The sequence below is a fragment of the Microbacterium sp. bgisy207 genome, assembly GCF_965345035.1.
Lineage (GTDB): Bacteria > Actinomycetota > Actinomycetes > Actinomycetales > Microbacteriaceae > Microbacterium.
The window spans coordinates 82,675-108,745 of the sequence record NZ_CBDRMG010000007.1; the positions used below are offsets into that span (position 1 = coordinate 82,675).

Sequence of the window (26,071 nt, forward strand, 5' to 3'; positions counted from 1 at the left end):
ACGACGAAAGGGAGCCGCCATGGCAGCCATGAAGCCGCGAACCGGAGACGGACCGATGGAGGCCGTGAAGGAAGGACGCCTCATCATCGTGCGTGTACCGCTCGAGGGCGGCGGACGCCTTGTCGTCTCGGTGAACGACGCCGAGGCGAAGGAACTGTACGACGTGCTGGGTGGAGTCGTCGGAGCCGCGTAGCGGGGGCCATTGTCTCAGAACGCGGAAGCGGCCGGTTCCTCACCGGCCGCTTCCGCGTTCTGGTCGTTGAGCCTGGTCAGGCAGCGCTGGTCAGGCAGCGCCGCGAGTTGTCAGCTGCAGGAGACCTTCGCGCGCGGTATTGAGCGCGCCGAGGACTGCCGGTGATTGCGCCACCTCCTGGATCAGCGAGCGGTAGGCGGTCGTGACCTGATCACGTTTGACCGGGTCGGCGACCGCGCCACCTGCCAGCACGCGAGGGATCAGCACTGTCCCTCCCGGGCGGACCAGTCGCAGTCCGTGCTCGACGTACTCGATGACGCCCTCCGGCTCGGCGTCGACCAGCACGATGTCATACGACGCCTCGTTCATGCGGGGGAGGACCTCGGCCGCTCGACCCGTGATGAACCGTGCGCGTGCGGGCGGGACCTTGGCCTGGGCGAAAGCGAGACGTGCCGCGGCGAGGTGCTCGGGCTCGACATCGATTGTCGTCAGGGTCGCCTGGGGCGCTCCGCGAAGCAGCCACAGCCCGGAGACTCCGCCGCCGGTGCCGATCTCGACGATGTTGAGAGCGCGGCCGACGGCGGCGATCGTCGCGCACTGCACACCGACGGCGGCGCTGATCGGCTCGGCACCGAGCTCGAGCGCGGCTTCGCGGGCGCGGGCGATCGAGTCAGGTTCGATCGTCACCTCTTCGACGAATCGATTGACCGCGTGATCGCTCATGCACTGCTCCTTCTCTGAGGGGCAAGCCTACGTGCGCGTGAGCAGAATTCCGCTGAGGCGCGAGGGGTAATCTTGACCCATGTTCAACGGGATCACGATCGAGAAGCTGTTGCTGATCGGTCTGATCGCGGGCATGATCATCGGCCCTCAGCGCCTTCCGCGCTACGCTGCTGCCCTCGCGCAGTTCACCCGCCGCGTCCGCGACTTCGCGCGCTCGGCGGGATCCCGGGTGAAGGAGGAGATGGGCGAGGATTTCGACGACGTCGACTGGCGTACGCTCGATCCCCGGCAGTACGACCCGCGCCGCATCATCCGTGAGGCGCTGCTCGACGACCCGCCGACACCGCCGGTCAAACCGCAGTCGGCCGCGATGGCCCCGGCGGCTGCCGCCGGTGCCGCAGCAACGGTGAATGCGACGGCGACGCGATCGTCGTCTCCTCTTGCGGCCGGTGAGCTCCCGCCGTTCGACGCCGAAGCCACCTGAGCCGCCGGGGACGTCAGTCGCTCCGGTGCACGCTCATCGGAAGCGGACGCCCGGACAGGCCGCGGCCGGACGAGATGACGGCATCCGCCACCCGCGCGATGGCTGCCGCGGCAGGATCGGTGGCATCCGTCGCGAGGTGCACGTCCCCGGCATCACCGGATGCCCGAAGCCCCGGGCTCAGCGGAATCGAGCCCAGCAACGGCACGGCCTCGGCATCAGTCCGCAGGGCTTCAGCCACGAGGCCGCCGCCGCCTGATCCGAACAGGTCCAGCACCGTGCCGTCGGGCAGGGTCAGCGGGGCCATGTTCTCGACGACCCCGAGCACTCGTTGACCGGTCTGCCGCGCGACAAGACCGGAGCGGATCGCGACATCCGCGGCGGCGCGCTGCGGTGTGGTGACGACGATCACCTCGGCATGCGGCAGGAGCTGCCCGACCGAGATCGCGACATCGCCCGTTCCCGGAGGCATGTCCAGCAGCAGGATGTCGAGGTCCCCGAAGTGAACATCGGTGAGGAACTGCTGCACGGTCCGGTGCAGCATGGGTCCGCGCCACGCGACCGCACCGAGGGGCGCATCGTCCGGGCCCCGGCGCAGGAACATGCCGATCGAGATGACCTTCACACCGTGGGCGACGGGGGGGACCATCAGATCGTCGATCCGGACGGGCTGCGGGGGAGCACCGTCTGGACCGACCAGTCCCAGGATGCCGGGAATCGAGAAACCGTGGACATCGGCGTCGATGAGCCCGACGCGAAGCCCGCGGGCCGCCAGCGTCGTCGCCAGGAGCGCCGTGAGCGTGGACTTGCCGACGCCGCCCTTGCCGCTGGTGACGGCAATCACCCGGGTCAGCGAATCCGGGCCGAACGGCATCGACCGCGCCGGACGGCCGGCGCGCAGCATCTCCGTCAGGCGGCTGCGCTCCTGCGCATCCATCACCCCGACGACGATCTCCGCCGAAGCGACGCCGGCAACCGACAGCGCTGCCGTGCGCACATCCGACTCGATCCGTGCGGCAGCGGGACACCCGGCGACGGTCAGAGCGATCTCCACCCGTGCCGCCTCGCCGTCGATGCTCGCACTCCGGACCATCCCGAGCTCGCCGAGGGGGCGTCGCAACTCGGGGTCGATCACGGCGCCTACCGCGCGCGCGACGTCGTCTCCGGATGTCACCGTGGGCCTCCGCCGGTCACGCTGGGGTGTCCTTCGTGTGCGTTGCCTCGCTCGGGGGAGCAGTGCTGTCGCCGGTATACGATGGCGCGCGCTCGTCCAGCTTCTTCAGGAGCGACTTCAACTCCGATCGCAAGGTGTCGCGCGTGACGACCTCGGACGAGATCTCCGTCAGCGCGATGCGCAGCGCCACGATCTCGCGAGCCAAGTACTCGGTGTCGGCGAGGTTTCGCTCGGCGCGCTGACGGTCCTGCTCGATCTGCACGCGGTCCCGGTCGTCCTGACGGTTCTGTGCGAGCAGGATCAGCGGTGCCGCGTACGAGGCCTGAAGCGAGAGCATCAGCGTCAGCGCGGTGAAGCCGTTGGCCGCCGAGTCGAACCGCAGGTTCTCGGGCGCCGCCGTGTTCCATGCGATCCACGCGACACAGAACAGCGTGAGGGCCACCAGGAACCATGGCGTGCCCATGTTGCGGGCGATCCACTCGGTGGCGCGACCGAAGCGATCCCGGGACGGCTGCGGCGGACGACCGCGCATCGGCATGCTCGACCGGCCGCGGGGGGCATCCAGCCCCCGAGGGGCGCGCGCCATCACAGCTTCACCGGTCCCGTCCACGGAAAGGCGGTGGGTCGCTGCTCGGTCGAATGCGAACGCCAATCCTCGGGGAGCAGGTAGTCCAGGACATCGTCGACGCTCACGACCCCGACCAGGCGGTGGACCTGATCGACGACGGGCACCGATACGAGGTTGTACGACGCGAGGATGCGCGCGACCTCGGCCGCCGTCGCGGTCGCCTGGAGCGGCTCGATCGTGTCGTCGATGAGCGAACCCAGTCTCTCGTGCGGCGGGTAGCGCAGCATCCGCTGGAAGTGCACCGTCCCGAGGAACCGCCCCGTCGGGGTCTCGTACGGCGGCAGGGTGATGAAGACGGATGCCGCCAGAGCCGGATGCAGTTCGTGGCGACGGATGAGCGCGAGCGCCTCCGCGACCGTCGCCTCCGCCGACAGCACGATCGGCTCGCTCGTCATGAGGCCACCGGCCGTGTCGGGGCCGTACTTGAGGAGCTCGCGGACATCTTCCGCCTCCTCGGGCTCCATGAGGTCCAGGAGCTGCTCGGAGCGGAGAGCCGGCAGCTGACCGAGCAGGTCGGCGGCGTCATCCGGCTCCATCGCATCGAGGATGTCGGCGGCCCGTTCGTCGCCGAGCTGTTCGAGGATGTGCGCCTGATCGTCCTCGGGCATCTCCTCGAGCGCGTCGGCGAGGCGATCATCGGGAAGCTCCTCGGCGACTTCCAGCAGGCGCGCGTCCGGCAGATCCAGCAACGTGTTGGCCAGGTCGGCGGGCTTGAGCTCGCTCAGGGTCGCGACCAGCTGCTCGGCCGACGGCTCCTGTGTCGAGTCGAGCTGTTCCGTGACATCCTCCCAGCCGGCGAGGGTCGTCGGCCCCTTCGTGAACGGGGACGCGCTCGTGCGCGGTCGCCGAAGAAACAGCTGACCGATATCCCACGCGCCGAGCCGGTTCCGCTCGATCGCGGCATCCTCGATCACGGCCTCGCCGGATCCGTCTCGGAAGTAGACGCGACGGCCCAGCAGCTCCGCGAGGACCCGTACTTCGCCGCCGCGCTGCTGGAAACGCCGAACGTTGATCAAGCCCGTCGTGATGACCTGGCCCGGAGCGATCGAGGTGACCCGTCCGATCGAGACGAACACGTTGCGGCGGCCCGGAATCTCGACGACGAGCCCCACCACGCGAGGCGGGTCATCCGCGCGATAGACCACGACGACGTCCCGGACTCGCCCCAGGCGGTCTCCGGCAGGGTCGAAGACGGCGCAGCCCGACAGGCGCGCGACGAAGACCCGCTGCGTGTTCACCCGTCCAGCGTAGCCCGCACCCGTCGTCGCGCCCGGCGGCAGCGAGGGCTGACTCACCGGATGCCCGGAGCAGGCATGGGAAGATGGACGAATGAGCATGATGGGGGGACAGTTCGCCCGCAACCTCGAGGACGTCGGTCAGACCGTCGCGACGTTCTCACAGTATGAGGCGGCGCAGAAGGCGGTGTCCAAGCTCATCGCCGAGGACATCCCGGCGCGGGAGATCACGATCGTGGGTCAGGGGTTGCGCTCGATGGAGCGGGTCACCGGCCGACTGGGCTACGCGACTGCCGCCCGCTCGGGCGCCATCAACGGGCTTCTCCTGGGAATGCTGTTCTCCGCTGTCTTCGTGCTCGGGATGCCGAACGTGCCGGTCCAGGCCTTCGTCGGCGTGCTGTTCGTCGGCATCGCGATCGGCATGATCGCGAGCCTGCTGACCTTTGCCATCGTCCGTCGCCGCCGTGATTTCGCCTCTGTCATGCAGTTCGTCGCCGATCACTACGACATCGCGGTGGCAGCGGGCAGCGCGGGCAAGGCACGCCAGATCCTGGGGCCGCAGGCCGCCGCGCCGGCCGCGCCGCGTACGCAGGTCGTCGCGCCGCAGGTCGAGCGCCGTCCCGCTTCGCAGGAGCCGCCGCGCTACGGCCAGCGGATCGAGGACGTGACCGAACCCGAGTCACCCGCGGACACGGAGCCGGACGCCCCGGCCGCGTCTGCGCTGGACGGCGGCGACACGCCCGCCGCGAAGGAGGACCGGGAGGCCTGAACCCCGGTCACCCGCGGCGTTCCCTCATTCCGTGGTCGGAGCGAGCCGCGCGATCCACGCCTCCACCTCATCGGCGGTGCGGGGGATCGCTGCGGACAGGTTCACGGGGCCATCCTGTGTCATCAGAACGTCATCCTCGATGCGCACGCCGATCCCGCGAAGCTCTTCGGGCACCGTGAGGTCATCGATCTGGAAGTACAGCCCCGGCTCGATCGTGAACACCATGCCGGGCTGCAGGATGCCGTCGTAGTACATCTCACGTCGAGCCTGCGCGCAGTCGTGCACGTCGATGCCCAGGTGGTGGCTGGTGCCGTGAACCATGTAGCGGCGGTGCTGTCCGCCGGTATCGGCCGCGAGCGCCTCCTCGGCCGTCACCGGAAGAAGTCCCCATTCCGCGGTCCGGGCGGCAATGACCGCCATCGCCGCTTCGTGGACGGAGCGGAAGGTGACGCCGGGGCGCGCCGCCGCGAACGCCGCGTCGGCCGCCTCGAGCACCGCCTCGTAGACCCGACGCTGCACGTCGGTGAAGCGGCCGCTCACCGGAAGCGTGCGGGTGATGTCGGCGGTGTAGAGGCTGTCGAGCTCGACGCCGGCATCGATCAGGATGAGGTCGCCGGGAAGCACCGCGCCGTCGTTGCGGGTCCAGTGCAGATAGCAGGCATGGGGGCCGGACGCGGCGATCGTGTCGTATCCTTCGCCGTTGCCGTCGGTGCGTGCTCGAAGGTGGAAGACTCCCTCGACGATGCGCTCGCCGCGCGGGTGCGCGCTGATCCGCGGGAGGTCGGCGACGATGTCGTCGAATCCGGCGGCAGTGACGGCGACGGCTTCGCGCAGCTGTGCGATCTCGTCGTCATCCTTGATGAGTCGCAACTCCGACACAGCGCGGGTCAGGTCGGCGTCCGCATCGACGACCCGCTCACCGTCAGTGGGCTGGAACGCGGCGATGTGCTCGGTGCGGATGCCCAGATCCGCGGCGACTGCCGCCAGGGCCGGTCGCGGTCCGATCCAGAACTCGCCGATGGATGCGTCAGCGTAGAACTCCGCGGTGGTCCGGTCTGCTCGCTCCCGGAAGTACAGGACGGCGTCGTGGCCGGTCTGCGGAAGCGGGTTCATCACGAGGACGGCGCCGGGCTCGGCATCCGACCCCCACCCCGTCAGGTGTGAGAACGCGGAGTGCGGACGGAACCGGTAATCGGTGTCATTGGATCGCTGCTTCAGGTCCCCCGCGGGGAAGACGAGGCGCTCGCCGGGGAACATCTTCGAGAGAGCCGCGCGTCGACGTGCGGCGAACGCTGCGCGGGGGCGCGGTTCGGGGAGCGTCTCGGGGCGCTCCGCCCACCCCGCCGAGATCGTATCCAGGAAGCCCTGGGGGAAGGGCTGCCTGCGATTGGTCGTCCCGTCGGCACTCGCCGGGGCGGTCGTGGTCGTCTCACTGTCGCCGGTCGCGCTCATCCGTCAAGTCTCGCACGCGACGATCGTGTGCGTTCAGCGTGTCGCGGGCTCCAGCTGCACCACGAGAGGCCGGTGATCGCTCCCGCTGCCGTCGACGGACGAGAGAACGAGCGATCCTGTCACCGTCCAGGCATCGGTCGTCATGACGTGGTCGATCGGAGTGCCCAGCAGCGGAGGCCAGGAGGTACTCCAGGTCCCGACCGAGCCCGTACCGCTGTCGGCCGCCGCGTCGATGCAACGGCCGAGCTGTCCGCCGTCGACACCGAGGCCGCTGAAGTGATCGATCGTCGCATTGAAGTCGCCCGCCATGATCACGTTGTCGGCGGCACACTGGTCGCCGAGCCAGCGCAGATCCGCGCGCCACTGGTCCATGTACCCGTTGCGCGGCGCGACGGCGTGCGCCGCAACCACAATCGGGCCGACGCCCGAGACCGGCATCGCGACGGCGCTCGGCACCGTCGAGGTCGTGCTGGTGCCGTCCTGGGATGACTCGATCACGGCGTAGTCGCCCAGGTCGGGGGTGATCAGCAGCGTGGTCGATCCCGCGTCCCACGGCGTCGAGGGATCCTTGGCGTGGTGCGCCCACATCGGATGCCCGAGCTCGCGCATCCGGATCGCGACCTGCTCGCCGGTCTCGATCGTGGTCTCGGGCAGGGCGACGATGTCGGCATCCATCGCGACCGCGAGTCGGGCGATCTCATCGGCCGAGGTTGCCGGTCCCGCCGTGTTCCATGTCATGACCCGGATGGCGTGATCCGTCTTGGCGGGGAGGCTCTCGGTGCCGATCCCGCGATCCAGGACGACTGCCCCGTTCGCGACGGCGCCGATCAGCGCGACGACAAGGATGGTGACGGCAAGCGGCCGGATCGAGCGGGCAAGCGCTGCGAGGAGCGCGAGGAGCGCGGCGATGCCGAGCGCGAGGACGATGACACTGCGGAAGGCGATGATCTGGGCGATCGGCGCGACGCGTTCGACACGGAAGAAGTCGGGCGCGGTGAGCACCGCGACAGCGGCGATCCAGAGCACCGCAACGAGGATCCCCAGAGCCCGACGCACGAGCGCGAGCCTATGACAGCGGTCTGAGAGAACAGTACGAGCCGCGCCGCAGGGAGCCGGGAGACCGGCGCTACGCTCGGATGATGGACGACGCGCGGCTCTTCGAGGGACCCGCCGACCTGCACCTGCACTCCACCCAGTCCGACGGTACGGATGCTCCCGCCGACGTCATGCGTGCAGCTCACCGCCACGGAGTGCGCATCGCGGCCCTCACCGATCACGATACGACAGCGGGCTGGGCCGAGGCGGCCGAGGCCGCCACGTCCCTCGGCATGGTGTTCGTGCCCGGGATGGAGATGTCGGCGCGCGATGACTGGCGGAGCGTCCACGTGCTGGCCTATCTGTGTGATCCCGACGACGAGCAGCTTCGCTCGATGACCGAGCGGGTGCGCAGTTCCCGGCTCGAGCGGGCGCGACTGATCGCGGACCGGATCGCGCGGGACTTCGACCTGGAGTGGGAGGACATCCTCGCGCAGACCTCGGACGGGGCCACCGTCGGGCGTCCGCACATCGCGGACGCGCTGGTCGCGCGCGGACACGTGCACGATCGCGACGAGGCTTTCCGCAGCATCCTGAGCCCACGAAGCCCGTACTACGTCGCGCTGTTCGCTCCCGACCCGGTCACGGCGGTGCGTCTGATCGTCTCCGCCGGTGGCGTGCCGGTCCTCGCGCATCCCGCGGGACGGGCGGGCCCCTTCCCGCCGCCGCTCGTGACCCGGATGCTGGATGCCGGCCTCGCCGGGTTCGAACTCGGTCACCGCGACAACACCGCGGCCGGCATCCGGCAGCTGGAGTCACTGGTCGCCGAGCGCGACCTCATCGTCACGGGCTCGAGTGACTATCACGGTCTGGGAAAGCCCAACCTGCCCGGCGAATACACGACGGCCCCGGAGATGGTCGAGCGCATCCTGGCCGCGGCAACCGGAAGCGCCCCCGTCTATCCGTAGACGCCGCGCGCCCCACCGACGTCGCAGAATCGCGCGAACTGCGCACCCCTGCGCCAGAATCCTCCGAAGTTGGTGCGATTCTGCGGGTTTCACAGGTCCCGCGCCAGCCACAACGAAGCGCCTCCGTCTCAGGGGAGATGGAGGCGCTTCGTTTCTGAGCGAGGTCGGTCAGCTGAGGGCCTTGGCCTTGAGCTGGTCGTACTCGGCCTGCGAGATGGTGCCGGCGTCCAGGAGCGCCTTGGCCCGGGCGATCTCCTCGGCGGGGCTGTGCTTTGCGCCGCCGGCGACGGACTGGATGTAGGCATCCTGGGCCTGCTTGATCTGCTCGGCCTCCTTCGCGGAGCGCTCGCTCATGCCGCGACCGCGGGCGATGAGGTAGACGAGGGCCGTGATGAACGGGAGGAACAGCAGGAAGATGATCCACACCGCCTTCCACCAGCCGTTGAGCTTGTGGTCGCGGAAGAGGTCACCGATGATCGCAAAGAGAACGAACAGGTAGGCGACGAAGACGAAGATCCACAGGAACCACCAGATGAGGTCCCAGAACGAGCCCCAGAACCCCTGGTACTCGTATCCCGTCGTCACAGCTTCGAAGAATCGCATGACAGCCTTTCGGGGTTTGCGCGGCCACATGCCGCAGGCATCACCCTAGCGCTGTCGGTGGTCAGATTTCGAGAGCGTCGTGACGGGGTGTCACGACGACGTCAGTGCGTGATCTCACGCTGCGTCGGGACGGGGGCCACGACGCCGGCGACGGCGCCGCGGCGTCGTGGTTCCATCGCGGTGTTCCGTGCCACCGCCATCGTGTGTGCCGGCGCCATCAGCCCCGCGCGACGGGGTGCCCGAGGACCCGTGAGATCCGGTCGCGCTGCCGCTGCGCGAGCGGCGCCGACGCGACCCCGAGCGTCCACTCGGTGAGGATCCACCCTCGGTCGTCGTGACGGCCTCGGTGCGGGGCGCCGTCACGATACGGCCCTTCGTTCCTTCGGGGATGTTGAGATCGCTGTACAGGTGCGGGCTCGACGAGTAGGTCTCGATCGGCTCCGGCTGACCGAACTCCAGTGCGCGGTTGATGAGGGCCCACTTGTGCAGGTCATCCCAGTCGACGAACGTGACCGCGATGCCCGTGCGCCCCGCACGTCCGGTACGTCCTGCTCGGTGCAGGTACGTCTTCTCGTCATCCGGAATGGTGTGGTTGATCACGTGGGTCACATCGTCGACGTCGATGCCACGAGCCGCGACGTCTGTAGCGATGAGGACATCCTTCTTGCCGGCCTTGAACGCGGCCATGGAACGCTCGCGCGCCTCCTGGCTCATGTCGCCGTGCACCGCGACAGCCGAGAACCCGCGATCCTGCAGCTCGTCGACCAGCTTCTGTGCCGCGCGCTTGGTGCGCGTGAAGATGACCGACTTGCCGCGGCCCTCGGCCTGCAGGATGCGGGCGATGACCTCGTCCTTGTCAAGGGAGTGCGCGCGGTACACGAGGTGACGGATGTTGGCCTGCGTGAGACCCTCATCCGGGTCGGTTGCCCGGATGTGGATCGGGTTGCTCATGAACCTGCGGGCGAGGGTGACGATCTGGCCGGGCATCGTCGCCGAGAACAGCTGCGTGTGTCGGACGGCGGGCACGCGCTGGAAGATCTTCTCGATGTCGGGCAGGAACCCGAGGTCGAGCATCTTGTCGGCTTCGTCCAGCACGACCTCGGTTGCGTGTGAGAGATCCAGCAGGCGCTGGCCGGCGAGGTCGATGAGTCGTCCGGGTGTTCCCACCACGATCTGCGCACCGGCCTTGAGCTGATCGATCTGACCCTCATAGGCCTTGCCGCCGTAGATGGCAACGACCGAGGTCGTGCGGTTGCTCGTGAGCATGTCCATGTCTTCATAGACCTGCACCGCCAGCTCACGGGTGGGTACCACGATGAGCGCCTTCACGCCCGGTTCCGGATCCAGGCCGAGCCGCTGCACGACGGGGATGCCGAAGCCGAAGGTCTTGCCGGTTCCGGTCTTGGCTTGACCGATGATGTCCTGGCCGGGAAGCCCCAGTGGAATCGTCTGTTCCTGGATGGGGAAAGCGTCCACAATCCCGCGCTCAGCGAGAGCGTCGACGATGTCCTGATCCACGCCGAGCTCGGCGAAAGTCGTCACGATAAGTGCCTGTCTGGCAGCCCCTGCTGCCGCTGATGTCGGATCCACGCCCTTCACTCAGCCGCAGGCGCGGGGCTCCGGTCCTACGCCGGAGACGCCATCAGTCTACCGGGGAGCCCTGTGCGCCCCCTCGGAGCGGGTCTGCTCGGCGGGTCGTACCCGGCTGGCCCTAGGCTGTGTGCGTGGTCGACTGGAAGTTCTGGCGCAAGAGCCGTCCGCTCGCCGCGACGCTGTCGTTGCGGTCCCGGGGGGACTTCGGCGACGCCCACCGCGTCGATTTCGAGGAACTCGCTCCCGACATCGAGGTGTTCCTGGGTCAGGCCGCCTACCTCCAGTTGGGCTTCTTCGAGACGCTGAGCGAGCTCATCGCCCTGACGCCGTCCCTGGAGAAGAAGGAGGCGCTCTCGCGCGCCGCGGGAGCCGCGCTGACCAAACACGAAGCGCTCGTGGACGTCATCCGTGATCGCGGCGATGACCCGACCGCGCTCATGCTTCCCTTCCGCGAGCCGCTCGACCACTTCCGTCGCGCAACCCACGGTGTGCGGCCGCAGGAGACGATGCTCTCGGTGCACATCATCGCCGGCATGCTCGACGACTTCTATCTCGCACTCGCGGCGAGCTACGGCGAGACCGGCCGTCGCGTCGCGCGCATCCTCGGCGCGGATGCCGACCGTCAGGCCGTCGTCGAGATCCTCACCGAAACGATCGACAGCGACGACGAATGGCGGTCGCTGCTCGCGATGTGGGGCCGTCGCCTCGTGGGCGACACGCTGCTTGTCGCCCGGGCGGCGCTGCGTCCGAAACAGCTCCAGGCGCAGGACGAGCAGAAGGTCGAGCCGGTGTTCACTCAGCTCATGGCAGCGCACTCGCGCCGCATGGATGACCTGGGGCTTGCCGCGTAGGCAGAGCTTGTGGGGTCAGGCGACGAAGCCGACCCGCCGAGCCTCTTCCGTGCCCACCTCGACGTATGCCAGGCCGGCCGTCGGCACGATGTAGGCGTTTCCTCGCACGTCCGTGAACGTGACGTGCGTCGCGCCGGAGTCCAGCGCTTCCGCGACGGATTGGCGCACGTCGGCTGCGGACTCGTTCGTCTCGAAGTTCAGCTCGCGACCCGAATTCGTGATGCCGATGCGAATCTCCACGTTCCTGCCTTTCTGATGCCGTCCGTTCGGCCGATGCCGCGGGCGCATGGCAACTCTACGACACCGCGATGTCCCCGGGGCTGGGTAGCGTCGACGTTATGGATCCGCGCCCCATCCCCTCCGAGCAGGCGAGGTCGGTGGCTCCGGAGGCGATGCTGTTGGATCCCTCCCAGGCACGCGTCGTGCAGTTGCCGGCAGGAACCAGTGGGCTCGTGATCGGTGCCGCCGGCACCGGCAAGACGTCCGCGATCCTGGCGAGAACCGCGCGGCTGCTGCGCGAGGAGGACGTCCGACCGGACGATGTGCTCATCCTCACGCCCACGCGACAGAGCGCGACGGCAGTGCGGGATCGCGTCGCCGCCGATCTCGATATCGCCACCCCGGGTCCGCTCGCCCGGTCGGTTGCGTCGTTCGCGTTCCAGATCGTGCGGGCCCATGCTGTTGCGTCAGGCGAGGCGCCGCCCCAGCTTCTGACCGCTCCCGACCAGGATGCCGTGATCGCCGATCTGCTCGAGGGCGATGAGGCGGACGACGAAGAGGGGCGGTCACGGTGGCCGGAATCTCTCGGACCAGCCGTGCGCCGTTCGCGTGGGTTCCGGTCGGAGCTGCGCGCGTTGTTCGCGCTCGCGGTGGAGCTCGGGCTCGCGCCGGCCGACCTCGAACGGCTCGGGGCTGAACGCGACAACCCCGTGTGGTCCGCTGCGGGATCCTTCTGGGGCGAATACCGGTATGTGCTTTCGCGGCTGCGCCCCGCGCATCGCGACCCCGCCGAGTTGCTGCGGGAAGCGACGGACTGTCTTCACGACGTGCCGACCGCGGCGGCGCCGCGGGTTCTCATGATCGACGATGCACAGGAGCTCAGCTGGGGCGGCGTCGCCCTCATCGAGGCGGCACGGATGCGCGGGATCGCCGTGGTCGCTTTCGGTGATCCGGATGTGGGTTCCGGCGCGTTCCGCGGGGCGGGCCCCGAGACGTTCGCGCGGCTGTCGTCGCTGTTCTCCGAACGGTTTGTGTTGCCGCATCCACATCGCGCCCGCCCGGCGCTCGTGCGCGTCGCCCGTGTCGTCGCCGAGTCCATCGGCACGGCCGGAATCGTCGGGCACCGGCTCCCTCCGGATGCGGGGCTCCCGCTGGTCGATGACGCGCCGCACACGGCGGGTGAGGTCGCGACGCTCTGGGCATCCTCACCACACGAAGAACTGGATGCGATCGCGCGCGCACTGCGCTCCTGGCACATCACCGACCGCCTGCCGTGGCGCTCTCTGGCCGTGATCGCCCACGACACCCGCCAGATCGCCCGGTTGAGCGCCGAACTCGCGGCGCGTGAGGTTCCGACTCGCGCCGCGAGCGCCGCCAGACCCCTCGGGGAGGAGCCCGCTGTCCGGGGGCTACTCCACCTCGTGCGTGTGGGGATCGCCTCGCCGGCGGAGCGCTCGCCGGACGAACTGGCCGCGGCGCTGACCTCGCCCTTCGGTGGCCTCGATGCGATCGGGCTGCGGCGCCTCCGGGCGGCCCTGCGCGCGCAGGAGTTCGCGGGGGAGAGTCGACGTGCTGCCGCGACGCTGCTGGCCGAGGCGATGGCGGAACCGGCGACGCTGATGCTCATCGACACCCCGCAGGCGCGGGTGGCGCTGCGACTGGCGCAGACGCTCGCCCAGATTCATGAGGCAGCGCGGCGGGGGGAGTCCGCGCACGACCTGCTGTGGCGGGCGTGGGATCGGTCCGGCCTGGCCGGACCCTGGCGGGAGCGGGCTCGGCTGGGCGGAGCGGAGGGCGCTGAGGCGACCCGATCCCTGGACGCCCTTGTCGCTCTGTTCGCCGCGGCCAAGCGCGCCGCGGAGCGCGAGGACGAGGATCCGGAGCGATTCCTGAGCGACATCCTCGGCAGCGAGGTGCCGGAGGACTCGCTCGCGGCCGTGCAGCGCCGGGACGTTGTCGAGGTGCTGACGCCCGCTGCATCCCTGGGTCGCGAGTTCGACGCGATCGTGATCGCCGGTGTGCAGGATGGCGTATGGCCCAACACTCGCCTTCGGGGGAGCCTCCTGGGCGGCTGGCGGCTGGCGGATGATGTCGAGGCCTGGCGTCACGGCGGCGAACCTGCGCCGCGCGATGTGCTCGACCGGCGTCGCAGTGTCCTGCACGAGGAGCTCCGTCTCTTCGAGCGAGCCGTCACGCGAGCCCGGTCACGCGTCCTCGTGACGGCGGTGGATGACGAGGACCAGTCGCCCAGCCCTCTGTTCTCCTACCTTCCCGAACCGCCGCCGCGCCGGGTGGACCGGCATCCCCTCACCCTCCGCGGCGCCGTCGCCTTCCACCGGCGCCGGCTCACGGAGACGTCCGATCCGGACGTTGCCGACCATGCCGCGACGCAGCTCGCGGCCCTGGCTCGCGCAGGTGTGCCCGGCGCGGACCCGGAGTCTTGGTACGGAGTTGCCGAGCGTACGGGCAGCGGCGGAATCCATGATCTGACGCGTGCGCCGGTATCGATCTCCCCCTCACGGGTCGAGGCCTTCGAGGACTGCGGTCTGGACTGGGCGATCCGGGAACTCGGCGGCGATTCCCGAACATTTTCGGCGGGACTGGGCACGATCCTGCACGCCGCGATGGAGGCGGCTCCCGACGGGACATTCGAGCTTCTGGACGCGATCGTCGAGCAACGGTGGGCTGAACTCGACTTCGAAGCGGAGTGGCTCTCGCGGCAGGAACGTCAGTGGGCGAAGACGCTGACGGGTCGGCTCGCGAGCTATCTTCGGGAGTTCGCCTCGCAGGGCGGGCGCGTGGCGGGCGCGGAGGCCCGATTCCGCATCGCGATCATGCCCACCGGCGACGGTCCTCGGGTGGTCGCGGCTCCCTCGCCGGCGGCCACCCCGGACGGCGCCGTCGCTGTCATCAGCGGGTCGATCGACCGCGTGGAGCGGTGGGATCCAGCCGCGGAGGATCCGGACGGGCGCACCCGATTCGCGGTCGTCGACCTGAAGACCGGTCGGTCCGAAGCGCGGCTGTCGGACGACAAGGTCACCGACGATGCGCAGTTGGCGTCCTATCAGCTCGCGGTAGCAGCCGGTGCGGTCGCCGGCGCGGAGGCGGGAGATCTCCTCGGGGCTCGGCTGTTGGTGCTCTCGAAGACGCTCAAGAACACCGACTATCGGATGGCGCAGCAGTCGCCGTTGGACGCCGCCGCCCGCGACGGGTTCCTGCAGCGCATCATCGCCGACGCCGGCGCGATGGCCGCCACCACGTTCTCCGCCTACCCGGACGTGCACTGCAATCACGACCATTTCGCGGTGTGCCGCCTCCACACCGTCAAGCCGGTGAGTTCGCCGTGAGCGCCCCTGCGTCTGCTCCGGACAGCGCGAGCACGCCGCTGTCGGCCCTTCGGATCGCCGAACTCCTCGAGCTGCCTGCGCCCACTCCCGCCCAGCAGCAGGTGATCGAGGCGCCTCTGAGCCCCGTCCTCGTCGTGGCCGGTGCGGGAAGCGGCAAGACGGAGACCATGGCGGCGCGCGTCGTGTGGCTCGTCGTCAACGGCATCGTTCGCCGCGACGAGATCCTGGGGCTCACGTTCACACGCAAGGCGGCCGGCGAACTGTCCGAACGGATCGAGCGGCGCCTCGCCCGGATCGACGCCCTCGTGCGCGACGGGCGGATCGACGGGCACGAGGGGACGGAGGCCGACCACGCCCTCCTGCGCCCGCGGGTGTCGACCTACAACGCGTTCGCCGATTCCCTCGTGAGAGAACACAGTGCCAGGATCGGGCGAGATCCGGATGCGGCGCTCCTCAGCCCGTCCGCGTCGTGGCTGCTGGCCCGGCGCGTCGTCATCGCCTCGCGAGACCCCCGGCTGTCCGAACGTGAGGATCGATTCGGGACGGTCGTCGACAGCGTTCAGCGGCTGGCCGGCGACGTGCTCGACCACGGCGTCGACCTCGACGAGCTGGCCTCGTACGGCGATCGCGTCGCTCGCGCCATCCACCCTGCCTGCAACCCCGCCCTCGCCACGCCGAGCGATATCGAGAAGTTCCACACGGCGATGAGTGCGATCCCGGTGCTCGCGGGGCTCGTGCGTGACTATTCGCGGGCCAAGATCGCTCAGGGCGCGGTCGACTTCGCCGATCAGGTGGCGGGAGCGCTCGAGATCGTGAGAAGCGCTCCGTCGGTCGCTCATGAGGTGCGCGGGCAGTACCGCGTCGTGCTGCTCGATGAATACCAGGACACGTCGGTACAACAGACGCAGTTGCTCGCAGAGTTGTTCGCCGACGGCGCGGTGATGGCCGTGGGCGACCCGCATCAGTCGATCTACGGGTGGCGTGGCGCCAGCGCCGACAACCTCGCGTCCTTCCCCGCCGCGTTCGCCCGGCAGACCGCGTGCGTGAACGTCGCTCTGATGACGAGCTGGCGAAACGACAGGACGATCCTCGACGCTGCGAACGCCCTGATCGCCGACCGCGGTACCCCGGGCATCCGCGTTCCGCCTCTCCAGCCACGTCCCGGCGCGCCCGCGGGCCGGGTCGGTCGCGTGTATGCTCCCACGATCGATGACGAGGCCGCGGAGGTGGCGGAGTTTTTCGCCCGCGTCCGGGCTGAACACGAGGCCGCGCTGCCGAGCGTGCCCGCCGCCACAGGTTCCTCCGCCGCGGGTGGGTCCGCGCCGGCGCACTCCGGCGCGATCCTGTTCCGTACCAAGCGCCACATGACCGTCTTCGCCGACGCGCTGGCCGCACGCGGCATCCCTCATCGCATCCTGGGGCTCGGAGGACTCCTCTCCACGCCGGAAGTGGTCGATGTCGTCGCCGTGTTGCGGGTGCTCGATGACCCGAGGCAGGGCTCGGCGCTCATTCGCATCCTCGCGGGACCGCGTTTCGGGGTCGGTCTTTCCGATCTTGCAGGTCTGCGCCGTCTCGCTGATGCCCTCGCCCGTCGCGGCGCTGATCTCACCCCGCTGGCCCCCGACGTGCTCGATCGGATGCGCGATTCGGTCGGTCCCGATGAGCAGCCGTCGATCATCGACGCCCTCGACAGGCTCCGTTCGCTGCGTCCGGACAATCCCCTGCTCGCCGAGCTGAGCGCCGAGGGAGCCGAGCGGCTGCGGGCCGCGTCCGCCATGTTCCACCGGTTGCGTGGAGTGCTCGGTGGTCCGATACCGGAGGTGATTCGTGCGATCGAGCGCGAACTCCTGCTCGACATCGAGTTGTCTGCGCACGAGACCCGTGGTCCTGCCGGGCTCGCGACAGCCCAGTTGCGATCGTTCCTCGACGAGATCCAGAGCTTTCTGGCCATTGATGAGCGTGGATCTCTGTCGAGCCTGCTCGCGTGGCTCGATCATGCGGAGGAGACCGACGAGCTCATGCCGCGCACGGAGCCGCCGGAACCCGGGGTTGTGCAGCTGCTGACGATCCACGGCGCGAAGGGTCTGGAGTGGGACGCGGTCGCGGTCGTCCGTATGGTCCAGGACGAGTTGCCTGCCCGGCCGCGTTCGACGCAAGGGTGGATGGGGTACGGCACGCTTCCCTACCGCTTCCGCGGTGACCGTGCCGCGCTTCCGGTGCTGGAGTGGGAGTCTGCCACCGACCGCAAAGCCTTGCGGAACGCGATCACCCAGTTCAAGGCATCCGTCAAGGAGCACCTCGCCGCCGAAGAGCGCCGGCTCGCCTATGTCGCGGTCACTCGGGCGCGTCACGATCTGCTGCTCACCGGATCCCGGTGGGGAGGGCAACGCGAGCAGCGCGCGCCGAGCGTGTTCCTGAACGAGATCGGTGGGGCTCTGGGATGGCCCGACGTGGAATCGTTCGATGACAGCGCCAACCCGTACGAGGGACGGCGGGGAGCGGCGGTGACCTGGCCCATCGACCCGCTCGGGTCGCGCTCGGCTCGGGTGCGCCGCGCCGCAGCGCAGGTGCGCCGCGTGCTGGAGCGATCGACAGCATCGCCGGTTGCGGCCGATGACGACAGGGTCGATCCCGAGATCCTGCGGCTGCTGGCTGAGCGCGACGAGCGCGCCGCGGCGGGTCTGGTCGACGGTGAGGGGCCGCGACGGGTCGCCGCCTCGCGTTTCAAGGACTTCATCGTCGACACAGACACCGCGATGCAGGAGTTCGCTCGCCCTATGCCGGAGCGCCCGTACCGCGCGACAACGCTCGGGACCCGCTTTCACGCGTGGGTCGAGTCCCGTTCCGGGCGCACCGGCCGGGGACCGTCCCTCGATGATGTGCTGTGGGAGTCCGATCTCGACGACGACGAGGACGTGACCGCCCATGAGGCTCGCGATCACCCCGCGGGTGGCGGCGAGGACCCGACACTGCGGCGGTTGCAAGAGACGTTCCTGCGTTCGGAGTGGGCCGAGCTTGCGCCCCTCGAGGTCGAGACCGAGATCGACATCTCGCTGCGCGGGGCCGACGGCGTGGAACAGATCATCTGCAAGCTCGACGCGGTGTACCGTCGCGAGGATCGCGGGGGCAGGATCGAAATCGTCGACTGGAAGACGGGCGCGTCCCCGCGGTCAGCATCCGACCGGAACAACCGGATGCTGCAACTCGCCCTTTATCGCCTCGCTTACCACAAGCGCACGGGCGTTCCCCTCGACCAGATCGACGTCGTGCTGTACTACGTCGCGGAGGACCTCACGATCCGCTCCGATCGGGTCTATTCGGAAGCCGAGCTGGCCCATCTCTGGAACGCGGCGCGGGCTGCGCGCGCCGGTTCATCGGCGTCGGCTCCTTCATCCGGCGGGAACAGCGCGGCCGAGTCGTTTCCGGGAAGGATGATCGGCGCCGTGATGACATCCGAAGCGGCGGTTTCACGCGCTGCAGCGGCGTCGACAGGTGCGGCCGGCTCGGAGGGCTCGTCAGCTTCCGACACCTCTCCTGCCGGCGGTGACCCGTCGGCAGGAGAGGTGTCGTCGAGCTGATGCTCGTCCTCCGCGGGGAGCCACATCGCCAACTCCTCGGGGTCGTACGCATCGGTGTGCATCGAGGTGTCCGCGGGACGGGTTGCCGTATCGGTGAGCCCGGAAGATGTATCGGCGACGCTGTCCAGGACGGCCATTGCGTCGTCCATGCCAGAGGTGGTGCGCAGGACCAGGTCGTCGCTGCCGACGGTGTCGGCAAGCGAAGACAGCAGCGACTCCGCGTCCGCGAGAATCGTCGCATCGTCGGTGTCGTGCCCGTGCACGAGCCACGCGGCGAACTCGAGTTCGGCGTGGAGGCGCGCGCGCGAGCGCAGGAGGCCGTCCGGTGCGCGAGTGCTGGCCGCGACGTAGGCGTCGAGGACGTCGCCGGCAGCAGTTGGCGCCGACGCAAGCCATTGCAGGTCGACGGCAGGGTCGCCAACGGCGACGCCGTGCCAGTCGACGACACCGACGACCGTGGGAACGCCGCCGCGGTCCTCGAGGAAGAAGCTCGAGGATGACGCGCCACCGAGCATCACCGTCGGCTCGAAGCGCCAGAGCTCGTCGTCTGCGATCGCGCGGCGCCAGCGCGTGACCAGCGCCCGCGGCACCCGCTTGGTGTGCTCCGCGCGATCGACAAGACGTGAGGACTCGTCCCTCGCCTGCTGCGCCGACCGTACGACGAGTCCGGCCTCGCGAGCCCAGGACACAGGCAGCGCATGGATGGCAGCGAGAGCTTCCGCGAGCGCAGGTGCAACACCGGGCCCCGGCGGCACGTCGGCCGGATCGACCCGATAACCGGCGATGTAGCTCGTCACGACGGCGGTGTCCTCGCCGAGCGGTACCTCGCCGAGCAGGTCAGGCGCGGCGTAGGGCAGCAACGCCCGGACGCCCGGTGTCAGCGCTCGCAGGGCTCGCGCGTCGGCGCGGAGCTCGTCGACGGCCTCGGAGGTGGTGCCCACGCGGACCACGACGTGTGCACCCGTGTCGAGGGTTGCTCGAACGGCATCCACGCGACCGGACCCATGTTCGGTCAGGGGAGCCACGGCGACGATGTCGGCATCCGGCGCGACGGCTGAGACCGCCGCGGCTAGAGTGAACAGGGTGCGCGCCATGTGCCCAGGGTAGGTCTGGCTGGCGTCGCAGCCGTCGCGCCACGCCCTTGAGGGAGGTCCCCGTTCCCATGCGCTCCTCCGCCGTGCCGCCGATCGGTCGCAGCGGGTTCGACCGCGCGGAACACCGCCGGGCCGTGGTCGGGGCGACCCCGGGTGACGGATCGCTCGTGCTCGTGGTGGACGCAGACCGCGCTCCCGTGGTCAGAACGGACGGCGAATCCGCTCCGGTGCTGCAGTGGTATTCGAGCGGGGATGCCGCGCTCGAGGGCGCCGACGGCGAGTACGCCTTCCTCGGTGTCGGACCCGACGGAGTCGATCGCTGGGTGCTCGCGTTGCGTGAGGTTCCCTCTTCGCTGAGTGCACCGGACTCGTGGGTCCCGCTGCGCGTCGTGGGTGGTGACCTCGGCGAGGGCGATGGCGCCGCGTTGGTTGCGGCCGTGAGCCTTGGTCGCTGGCTGCTGGATTCGGGGCACTGCCCCCGGTGCGGTGCGGCGAGCCCGCTTCAATCGGGCGGCTGGTCGCGACGATGCGGTCCCTGTGAACGCGATCTTTTCCCCCGCACCGACCCCGCCGTCATCGTCGCCGTGACCGATCGCGCTGGCACTCGGCTCCTCCTGGGCTCCCACGTCGCGTGGGGAATGGGGCGGTTCTCGTGCTTCGCGGGCTTTGTCGAAGCCGGGGAGTCGTTGGAGGCGACGGTCCGGCGCGAGGTGCTCGAAGAAGCGGGCGTCCGCGTCGAGGACGTGCGCTATGTGGCATCGCAGGCGTGGCCCTACCCGCGGTCGCTGATGGTCGGATTCACCGCGTCGACGACCACGGAGCACGCGAGAGCCGACGGTGAAGAGATCGTCGAGGTGCGGTGGTTCGACCGCGCCGACGTGGGCGCGGCACTTGCCGGCGAGTCGGACGTGCAGCTTCCCGGGCCGAGTTCCATCGCGCGCACCCTGATCGAGCAATGGCACCGGTCGGCGCAGCCGTGAGCTCACTCGAGGGCCTCGACGAGCAGCAGCGTGAGGCGGTGACGGCGCTGCGCGGACCCGTCGCGGTGCGTGCCGGCGCCGGCACCGGGAAGACGCGGGTGATCACCCGGCGGATTGCGCACGGCGTCGATACCGGGGCGTACTCGCCGGGGCGCGTCATGGCCCTCACCTTCACCAGCAAGGCTGCCGGTGAGCTACGGGGCAGGCTGCGAGCGCTCGGTGTGGAGGGAATCGCTGCCCGCACGTTCCACAGCGCTGCGCTCGCTCAGCTGAACTACTTCTGGCCGACGCTCGCGGGGGACCGGCCTCCCGCCATCGTCGACAACAAGGTTCGTCTCCTCGCTCACGCCGCGGACGGGATCGGATTGGATCCCGACACCGCAACGCTGCGGGACGTCGCCGCCGAGATCGAATGGCGCAAGGTCACGATGCTCAGCATCGACGACTACGCGCGGGTGCGCGCCGGCGTATCGATCGGACGGTTGGCCTCGAGTGCCGTCGTCGACCTGCAGCGCGCGTACGAGGCGCTCAAGGATGAGCGGCGGCAGATGGACTTCGAAGACGTCCTCCTGGCGTGCGCCGGGATGCTGGAGACCGAGACGCACGTGGCCGCGGCCGTGCGGGAGCAGTACCGGCACTTCACCGTCGATGAGTACCAAGATGTGTCGCCGCTTCAGCAGTACCTGCTGGAACTGTGGGTGGGGGAGCGGCGTGACCTGTGCGTCGTGGGTGACGCGAGCCAGACGATCTACTCCTTCGCGGGGGCCGACTCGAGGTTTCTCCTCGAGTTCCCCCGGCGGTGGGATGACGCGCGGATCATCGAACTGCACAGTAACTACCGTTCTGATGCCGCGATCCTCGCGGTCGCCAACGACCTCATGCGGGGTCGCCCGGGCGCCGTCGAACTGGTCGCGGCAGCCGCTGGCGACTCACCATCGCCGCCACCGACCGTGCACGCCTATCGAGACGAGGCGGCCGAGGCGCGCGGCGTCGCAGCCCGTGTCGCCGCGCAGATCCGGGATGGTGCGGATCCGACGACCATTGCCGTCCTTTATCGTGCCGGCGCACAGTCGGCCGAGGTCGCCGCGGCGTTGGCGGACGAGGGTATCGCGACGACTGTCCTCGGCGGGCGACGCTTCTTCGACATGCCCGAAGTGCGCCAGGCCATCTTGGCGCTTCGGGGCGCATCCGTTGCACCCCTCGATCGCGGTTTCGTCGATGCCGTCCGCGACATCCTCCGCTCGCTGGGCATGACCGAGGACGCGCCGCCCGCGGGAGGGGCGGTGCGCGAGTCGTGGGAGGCGCGTCAAGCGATCCTCCGCCTGGCCGAGGAAGCGCCCGCACAGACCACGATGCGTTCGTTCACGGATGACCTCATGGCGCGCGCGCGGGCGCAGGACGAGCCCGCCCTGCGGGCGGTGACCCTCGCCACCCTGCATGCCGCGAAGGGGTTGGAATGGGATCACGTCCACCTCATCGGTCTCGCCGAGGGGGTACTGCCGATCGGGTACGCGACGCACTTCGAGCAGATCGACGAGGAGCGGCGGCTGACCTACGTCGGTATCACGCGGGCACGGCGGTCGCTGTCGCTGTCGTGGGCGGCAGGCTCACGGGGACGTGCGCCGTCGCGGTTTCTGGGAGAGATTCGCACGAGCATTCGGGATGCCGGTCCCACGTCCGCTGCTCGACGCCGGTCGCCAGGGTCGCCCGCAGACTGAGCCCGCCGCGACCGGCCAGCAGCAGCCTTCCCGCGTGCAGCGCCGCCTCGGACGCAAGCGCCGCAGGACCTGCAGGTTCCCGGCGGCCGATCAGCTGTGCTGCAACCAGCGGCCAGGACGCGTCGCGGTCTCGCTCGTGCGCCGCGACGCACTCCAGGCACGCGCTCTGCCCGGGAACGACGAGCGGACCGACCTCGACCTCGCCGTGCCCGAGGACGATCCCGACGTGCGGCGTGTCGTCGCGCATCCAGGCCGCCGCTCGTCGGGGATGCAGTCCGTGTGCCGCGAGCATGACGACGGCATCCACGGTTGCGTTCGTCGACGCGACGAGCGAGGTGTCGATCCCGAGGTCGTGCAGTCCGTCCCGGATCTGCGGCGCGTATCGGGCGGCTGGGTCATCGGCGATCTCCACACCGACGCGCAGTGCGCGCCCGGTGCGGACAAGAACCGGACCGAGCGCGATCAGCAGTGCGTCGAGGTCGGCTCTCGTGACGCCGAGGGATCGCGCGAGGGCCGCCACGCCCACCTCGGGCACCCCTTTCGCGAGCTCGTGGATGACCTGTAGTTGCCAGAGGGCCGGCTCATCCAGCCGTACCCGGCCAGTTCTGCCGAACTGAAGGGTCGTCGGCGTGCGCCACAGGGGAGGGTGCGTGGGGTCGATCCGGAGCATGCCCCCGATTGTGGTCGGCGCGGGACGCGGGTGCTCCCGCCTGTCCACAGTCCTCGCTCTTCCGGGCTCCGCGGCGGACTGGGGAGGAACGGGCTGCGCTCAGACGGGCCGTTCCTCCGGTCCGTCGTCGGGGCTGTCGGGATCCTTGCGGTCGCCCGCCTCGCCTGCGCTGGGCTCGTCACCGGAGAGCAGTCGCGCCAGCGCGTCGTCGAACTCGTCAGGGGCGGGCTCTTCTCCGCGGGCGCGCGCTTCGAGGCGGGCGATGAGGGCGGTCGGATCGTCGATATCGTCCGCGGTCGGGACAAGATCCGGTGAGTCCCACAACTCGTCGCGCACGTCGACGCCGACGGCATCCGTGATCGCCCGCCACATGGCTGCGGCCTCACGGATGCGGCGGGGTCGGAGTTCGAGGCCGACCAGGGTGCCGAGTGCCTGCTCGGCGGGCCCGCCGACGGCGCGTCTGCGGCGCACCGTCTCGGCGATGCGATCCGCCGCGGGCAGTCGCGTGGTTGCCTGCGCGGTCACCACATCGACCCAGCCCTCGATCGTGGCGAGCGTCGTCTCCAGACGAGCGAGGGCCGCCTGCTGGGACTCCGATCGCTCGGGCAGCAGTGCGCCGCTTTCGAGGGCCTCGCGCAGTTCCTCCGGATGCTGGGGATCAAAGCGCCCGGCCAGGTCCTCGAGCGCTCCGGTGTCGACCCGGACCCCGCGGGCGAAGTCCGCCACCTGGGAGAGCACGTGCAACCGCAGCCAGCGGGCGTGACGGAACAGCCGCGCGTGGGCCAGCTCGCGGGTGGCGATGTAGAGCGCGAACTGGTCGTCGGGGATCTCGAGGTCCTTCGAGAGCTGTGCATAGTTCTGCGGCACGACGGCTGCCTGACCGTCCGGCAACAGCGGAATGCCCACGTCCCCGCCGCTGACGACCTCCGTCGACAGGTTGCCGACGACCGTGCCCAGCTGCGCCGCGAACAGCGATCCGCCGATCGTGCGCATGATGCGTCCTGCGCCGGCGATCATCTGCTGCATCTCGGGCGGCGACTGCTCCTGCAGCGCTGTCGTGAAGGCATCCGCGATGCTCGTCGCGACGGGCTCGGCGAGCTCCTGCCACACCGGGAGCGTCGCCTCCACCCATCCGCCGCGGGTCATCGTCACACCCGGGGACGGGAGCTCGGAGATCGTCGTCGCCTCGCCGAGCCAGAGGGATGCGAGCGTGAAGGCGTCGTCGGCCGCGGCCCGGTCGGCTGCGCTGATGCTCGCGCCGTCCTTGTTCGCGATGTGCAGCGCCTGCGTCGTGGCGGCCTCCCAGGAGATGCCGCCCTCGCCCGCGGAGGCGAACGCGCCCTGGAGCTGCTGCATGGCGCGCTGCAGCATGGCGGGGTCGAACCCCATCTTCTGCAACTCGGCGAACTGTTCGCCGCCCATGCCTGCTTGGCCGAACAGCTGTCGGAACAGCTCGGGGAGGTCGTCGTCGGGGCTCCGGTCGTCGTCAGCCACGGGTGCCGCCTTTCAGCCGGTTCTTGAGGATGGCCTCTACGCTAGTCGCACGAATGATCGCACCCGCGGGCCCCACCTGAATCGCCTTACGCCGGTCGCGAACGACGGCCGAGAGGATGATGTGGCGCTGTTCGACGAGAACGTTTCGGTGACGCCTGCCCCGCGGCGCGTCATCAGCCGGCGCACGCGCCTGGGTCTGTGGGCTCTCGTGGTCGCGCTGCTGGCGCTGCTGGCGATGTCGTTCCTCCCGACCGCGTATGTGATCCAGCTGCCCGGGCCCGTGTACAACACGCTCGGCACCGTGAGCACGAGCGACGGCGAGGAGGTACCGCTCATCGAGGTCTCGGGTGCGCAGACCTACCCCACGACCGGCGCGCTCGACCTCCTGACCGTGCAGATCGCGGGGAGCCGGGAGCGACCGCCGTCCTGGTTCGATCTGGCCGTCGCCTGGTTCGACCCGGCCCGCGCGGTCGTCCCCATCGAGACGGTCTTCCCCGACGGTCAGACCAGTGAGCAGCGCAGCGAGGAGTCGGCGGCGCTGATGACCGACTCTCAGGAAGAGGCGACTGCTGCCGCGCTCTCCGAACTCGGGTACGACGTCGGAGTCCAGATCACGGTGTTCTCGGTCGGGGAGGATGCACCAGCACGAGGCATCCTCGAAGAGGGTGATGTCGTGCTGCGCGCCGACGAGGAACCCGTGACGGATGCCGCGGCGCTGCGCGATTCCGTCCAACAGAGCGCCGGCGCGCCGTTGACGCTCGACATCCTGCGCGACGGTGAAGAGACGACGGTCGAGGTCACCCCCGCGCCCACCACGGTGGACGGTCAAACGGTGTGGCTCATCGGCGTCACCCTCATCACCGACTACGACTTCCCGATCGATGTCACGATCCAGCTCAACAACGTCGGTGGGCCAAGCGCCGGGATGATGTTCGCGCTAGGCATCATGGACACCCTGACCCCGGAGGACCTCACCGGCGGTCAGAGCATCGCCGGCACCGGAACGATCACGGCGGACGGAACGGTCGGACCGATCGGAGGCGTCCAGCAGAAGATGTGGGGGGCGGTGCGCGCCGACGCCGACTACTTCCTCGCACCCGCCGCCAACTGTCCCGACGTGGTCGGCGAGATCCCCGGCGGCCTCCAGGTCTTCTCGATCGCGACGCTGGATGACGCCCTCACCGCCCTCGATGCGATCAGCACCGGCGGCGACCTCTCGCAGCTTCCGACGTGCGGGTGACCGACGGATCCGGCGCCGCCTGGTCG

At 69.6% G+C, this 26,071-nt stretch carries 20 protein-coding genes and 1 pseudogene; 10 read left to right on the forward strand and 11 right to left on the reverse strand.

From position 1 onward, the window contains the following. Positions 1–19 precede the first annotated feature (19 nt). Positions 20–193: a DUF3117 domain-containing protein gene (locus ACSGC5_RS08320; protein ID WP_076490128.1), complete on the forward strand. Its 174-nt coding sequence runs from the start codon at positions 20–22 to the stop codon at positions 191–193. A 90-nt stretch (positions 194–283) separates the two neighbouring features. Here the strand turns inward: ACSGC5_RS08320 and ACSGC5_RS08325 are convergent, their stop codons facing one another. Further along, positions 284–916 (reverse strand): O-methyltransferase, encoded by a 633-nt coding sequence (locus ACSGC5_RS08325; RefSeq protein ID WP_434970178.1) that lies wholly within the window; start codon positions 914–916, stop codon positions 284–286. Between the two features lie 79 nt (positions 917–995). Between ACSGC5_RS08325 and ACSGC5_RS08330 the strand changes: the two genes are divergently transcribed. Beyond that, the gene (locus tag ACSGC5_RS08330; protein WP_434970179.1) at positions 996–1,400 is read left to right on the forward strand and encodes a Sec-independent protein translocase TatB; all 405 of its coding nucleotides are present in this window, start codon (positions 996–998) and stop codon (positions 1,398–1,400) included. Positions 1,401–1,413: 13 nt separating this feature from the next. On the opposite strand, the gene ACSGC5_RS08335 is transcribed toward ACSGC5_RS08330, so the two are convergent. Genes ACSGC5_RS08335 through ACSGC5_RS08345 form a run of 3 tightly spaced genes read right to left on the reverse strand, consistent with a single transcriptional unit; the run spans position 1,414 to position 4,437 of the window. Beyond that, the gene (locus ACSGC5_RS08335; protein WP_434970180.1) at positions 1,414–2,571 is read right to left on the reverse strand and encodes a P-loop NTPase; all 1,158 of its coding nucleotides are present in this window, start codon (positions 2,569–2,571) and stop codon (positions 1,414–1,416) included. Between the two features lie 16 nt (positions 2,572–2,587). After that, positions 2,588–3,157: a DUF1003 domain-containing protein gene (locus ACSGC5_RS08340; protein WP_434970181.1), complete on the reverse strand. Its 570-nt coding sequence runs from the start codon at positions 3,155–3,157 to the stop codon at positions 2,588–2,590. Then, positions 3,157–4,437: a magnesium transporter MgtE N-terminal domain-containing protein gene (locus ACSGC5_RS08345; protein WP_434970182.1), complete on the reverse strand. Its 1,281-nt coding sequence runs from the start codon at positions 4,435–4,437 to the stop codon at positions 3,157–3,159. The genes ACSGC5_RS08340 and ACSGC5_RS08345 overlap by 1 nt, the downstream gene beginning before the upstream one ends. Before the next feature lie 91 nt (positions 4,438–4,528). On the opposite strand from ACSGC5_RS08345, the gene ACSGC5_RS08350 reads away from it, so the two are divergent. Further along, positions 4,529–5,203: a general stress protein gene (locus ACSGC5_RS08350; protein WP_434970183.1), complete on the forward strand. Its 675-nt coding sequence runs from the start codon at positions 4,529–4,531 to the stop codon at positions 5,201–5,203. Positions 5,204–5,227: 24 nt separating this feature from the next. Here the strand turns inward: ACSGC5_RS08350 and ACSGC5_RS08355 are convergent, their stop codons facing one another. Both ACSGC5_RS08355 and ACSGC5_RS08360 read right to left on the reverse strand, forming a co-directional pair. Then, complete coding sequence (locus tag ACSGC5_RS08355; RefSeq protein WP_434970184.1) at positions 5,228–6,655, reverse strand: aminopeptidase P family protein; 1,428 nt, start codon at positions 6,653–6,655, stop codon at positions 5,228–5,230. 33 nt (positions 6,656–6,688) lie between these two features. Next, positions 6,689–7,711 carry an endonuclease/exonuclease/phosphatase family protein gene (locus ACSGC5_RS08360; RefSeq protein WP_434970185.1) on the reverse strand — a complete coding sequence of 341 codons (1,023 nt, stop codon included), beginning with the start codon at positions 7,709–7,711 and terminating at the stop codon, positions 6,689–6,691. An 83-nt stretch (positions 7,712–7,794) separates the two neighbouring features. Here ACSGC5_RS08360 and ACSGC5_RS08365 point away from each other — a divergent pair, with 83 nt between their 5' ends. Further along, positions 7,795–8,658 carry a PHP domain-containing protein gene (locus tag ACSGC5_RS08365; RefSeq protein WP_434970186.1) on the forward strand — a complete coding sequence of 288 codons (864 nt, stop codon included), beginning with the start codon at positions 7,795–7,797 and terminating at the stop codon, positions 8,656–8,658. A gap of 168 nt (positions 8,659–8,826) precedes the next feature. On the opposite strand, the gene ACSGC5_RS08370 is transcribed toward ACSGC5_RS08365, so the two are convergent. Further along, entirely contained in the window at positions 8,827–9,261 is a 435-nt protein-coding gene (locus tag ACSGC5_RS08370) for an SHOCT domain-containing protein (protein WP_434970187.1), read from the reverse strand. A 114-nt stretch (positions 9,262–9,375) separates the two neighbouring features. Then, entirely contained in the window at positions 9,376–10,803 is a 1,428-nt protein-coding gene (locus ACSGC5_RS08375) for a DEAD/DEAH box helicase (RefSeq protein WP_434970188.1), read from the reverse strand. A 182-nt stretch (positions 10,804–10,985) separates the two neighbouring features. Between ACSGC5_RS08375 and ACSGC5_RS08380 the strand changes: the two genes are divergently transcribed. Next, complete coding sequence (locus ACSGC5_RS08380; RefSeq protein ID WP_434970189.1) at positions 10,986–11,705, forward strand: ferritin-like fold-containing protein; 720 nt, start codon at positions 10,986–10,988, stop codon at positions 11,703–11,705. 15 nt (positions 11,706–11,720) lie between these two features. On the opposite strand, the gene ACSGC5_RS08385 is transcribed toward ACSGC5_RS08380, so the two are convergent. Next, positions 11,721–11,945: a DUF3107 domain-containing protein gene (locus tag ACSGC5_RS08385; protein WP_434970190.1), complete on the reverse strand. Its 225-nt coding sequence runs from the start codon at positions 11,943–11,945 to the stop codon at positions 11,721–11,723. Between the two features lie 98 nt (positions 11,946–12,043). Here ACSGC5_RS08385 and ACSGC5_RS08390 point away from each other — a divergent pair, with 98 nt between their 5' ends. Both ACSGC5_RS08390 and ACSGC5_RS08395 read left to right on the forward strand, forming a co-directional pair. Then, entirely contained in the window at positions 12,044–15,271 is a 3,228-nt protein-coding gene (locus ACSGC5_RS08390) for an ATP-dependent helicase (protein WP_434970191.1), read from the forward strand. Continuing rightward, positions 15,268–18,849, forward strand: coding sequence for a UvrD-helicase domain-containing protein (locus ACSGC5_RS08395; RefSeq protein WP_434970192.1), 3,582 nt, complete (start codon positions 15,268–15,270; stop codon positions 18,847–18,849). Before ACSGC5_RS08390 ends, ACSGC5_RS08395 begins: the two co-directional genes overlap by 4 nt. A 344-nt stretch (positions 18,850–19,193) precedes the next feature. Here the strand turns inward: ACSGC5_RS08395 and ACSGC5_RS08400 are convergent. Beyond that, a pseudogene (locus ACSGC5_RS08400) lies at positions 19,194–19,943 on the reverse strand (phosphotransferase); the annotation flags it as partial. 68 nt (positions 19,944–20,011) lie between these two features. On the opposite strand from ACSGC5_RS08400, the gene nudC reads away from it, so the two are divergent. Then, positions 20,012–20,923: an NAD(+) diphosphatase gene (gene nudC / locus ACSGC5_RS08405; protein ID WP_434970193.1), complete on the forward strand. Its 912-nt coding sequence runs from the start codon at positions 20,012–20,014 to the stop codon at positions 20,921–20,923. Continuing rightward, positions 20,899–22,641, forward strand: a complete 1,743-nt coding sequence (locus tag ACSGC5_RS08410) for an ATP-dependent helicase (protein WP_434970194.1) — start codon at positions 20,899–20,901, stop codon at positions 22,639–22,641. Before nudC ends, ACSGC5_RS08410 begins: the two co-directional genes overlap by 25 nt. Positions 22,642–23,410: 769 nt before the next feature. Here ACSGC5_RS08410 and ACSGC5_RS08415 read toward each other — a convergent pair. After that, positions 23,411–24,805 carry a zinc-dependent metalloprotease gene (locus ACSGC5_RS08415; protein ID WP_434970195.1) on the reverse strand — a complete coding sequence of 465 codons (1,395 nt, stop codon included), beginning with the start codon at positions 24,803–24,805 and terminating at the stop codon, positions 23,411–23,413. Between the two features lie 121 nt (positions 24,806–24,926). Between ACSGC5_RS08415 and ACSGC5_RS08420 the strand changes: the two genes are divergently transcribed. Continuing rightward, the gene (locus ACSGC5_RS08420; RefSeq protein WP_434970196.1) at positions 24,927–26,045 is read left to right on the forward strand and encodes a YlbL family protein; all 1,119 of its coding nucleotides are present in this window, start codon (positions 24,927–24,929) and stop codon (positions 26,043–26,045) included. The last annotated feature ends 26 nt before the right edge of the window (positions 26,046–26,071 follow it).

Coding starts and splice junctions, on each gene's coding strand:
- ACSGC5_RS08320 (WP_076490128.1), top strand. CDS start 20: ATGGCAGCCATGAAGCCGCGAACCGGAGACGGACCGATGGAGGCCGTG.
- ACSGC5_RS08325 (WP_434970178.1), bottom strand. CDS start 916: ATGAGCGATCACGCGGTCAATCGATTCGTCGAAGAGGTGACGATCGAA.
- ACSGC5_RS08370 (WP_434970187.1), bottom strand. CDS start 9,261: ATGCGATTCTTCGAAGCTGTGACGACGGGATACGAGTACCAGGGGTTC.
- ACSGC5_RS08330 (WP_434970179.1), top strand. CDS start 996: ATGTTCAACGGGATCACGATCGAGAAGCTGTTGCTGATCGGTCTGATC.
- ACSGC5_RS08340 (WP_434970181.1), bottom strand. CDS start 3,157: ATGGCGCGCGCCCCTCGGGGGCTGGATGCCCCCCGCGGCCGGTCGAGC.
- ACSGC5_RS08410 (WP_434970194.1), top strand. CDS start 20,899: ATGGCACCGGTCGGCGCAGCCGTGAGCTCACTCGAGGGCCTCGACGAG.
- ACSGC5_RS08350 (WP_434970183.1), top strand. CDS start 4,529: ATGAGCATGATGGGGGGACAGTTCGCCCGCAACCTCGAGGACGTCGGT.
- ACSGC5_RS08365 (WP_434970186.1), top strand. CDS start 7,795: ATGGACGACGCGCGGCTCTTCGAGGGACCCGCCGACCTGCACCTGCAC.
- ACSGC5_RS08390 (WP_434970191.1), top strand. CDS start 12,044: ATGGATCCGCGCCCCATCCCCTCCGAGCAGGCGAGGTCGGTGGCTCCG.
- nudC (WP_434970193.1), top strand. CDS start 20,012: ATGCGCTCCTCCGCCGTGCCGCCGATCGGTCGCAGCGGGTTCGACCGC.
- ACSGC5_RS08355 (WP_434970184.1), bottom strand. CDS start 6,655: ATGAGCGCGACCGGCGACAGTGAGACGACCACGACCGCCCCGGCGAGT.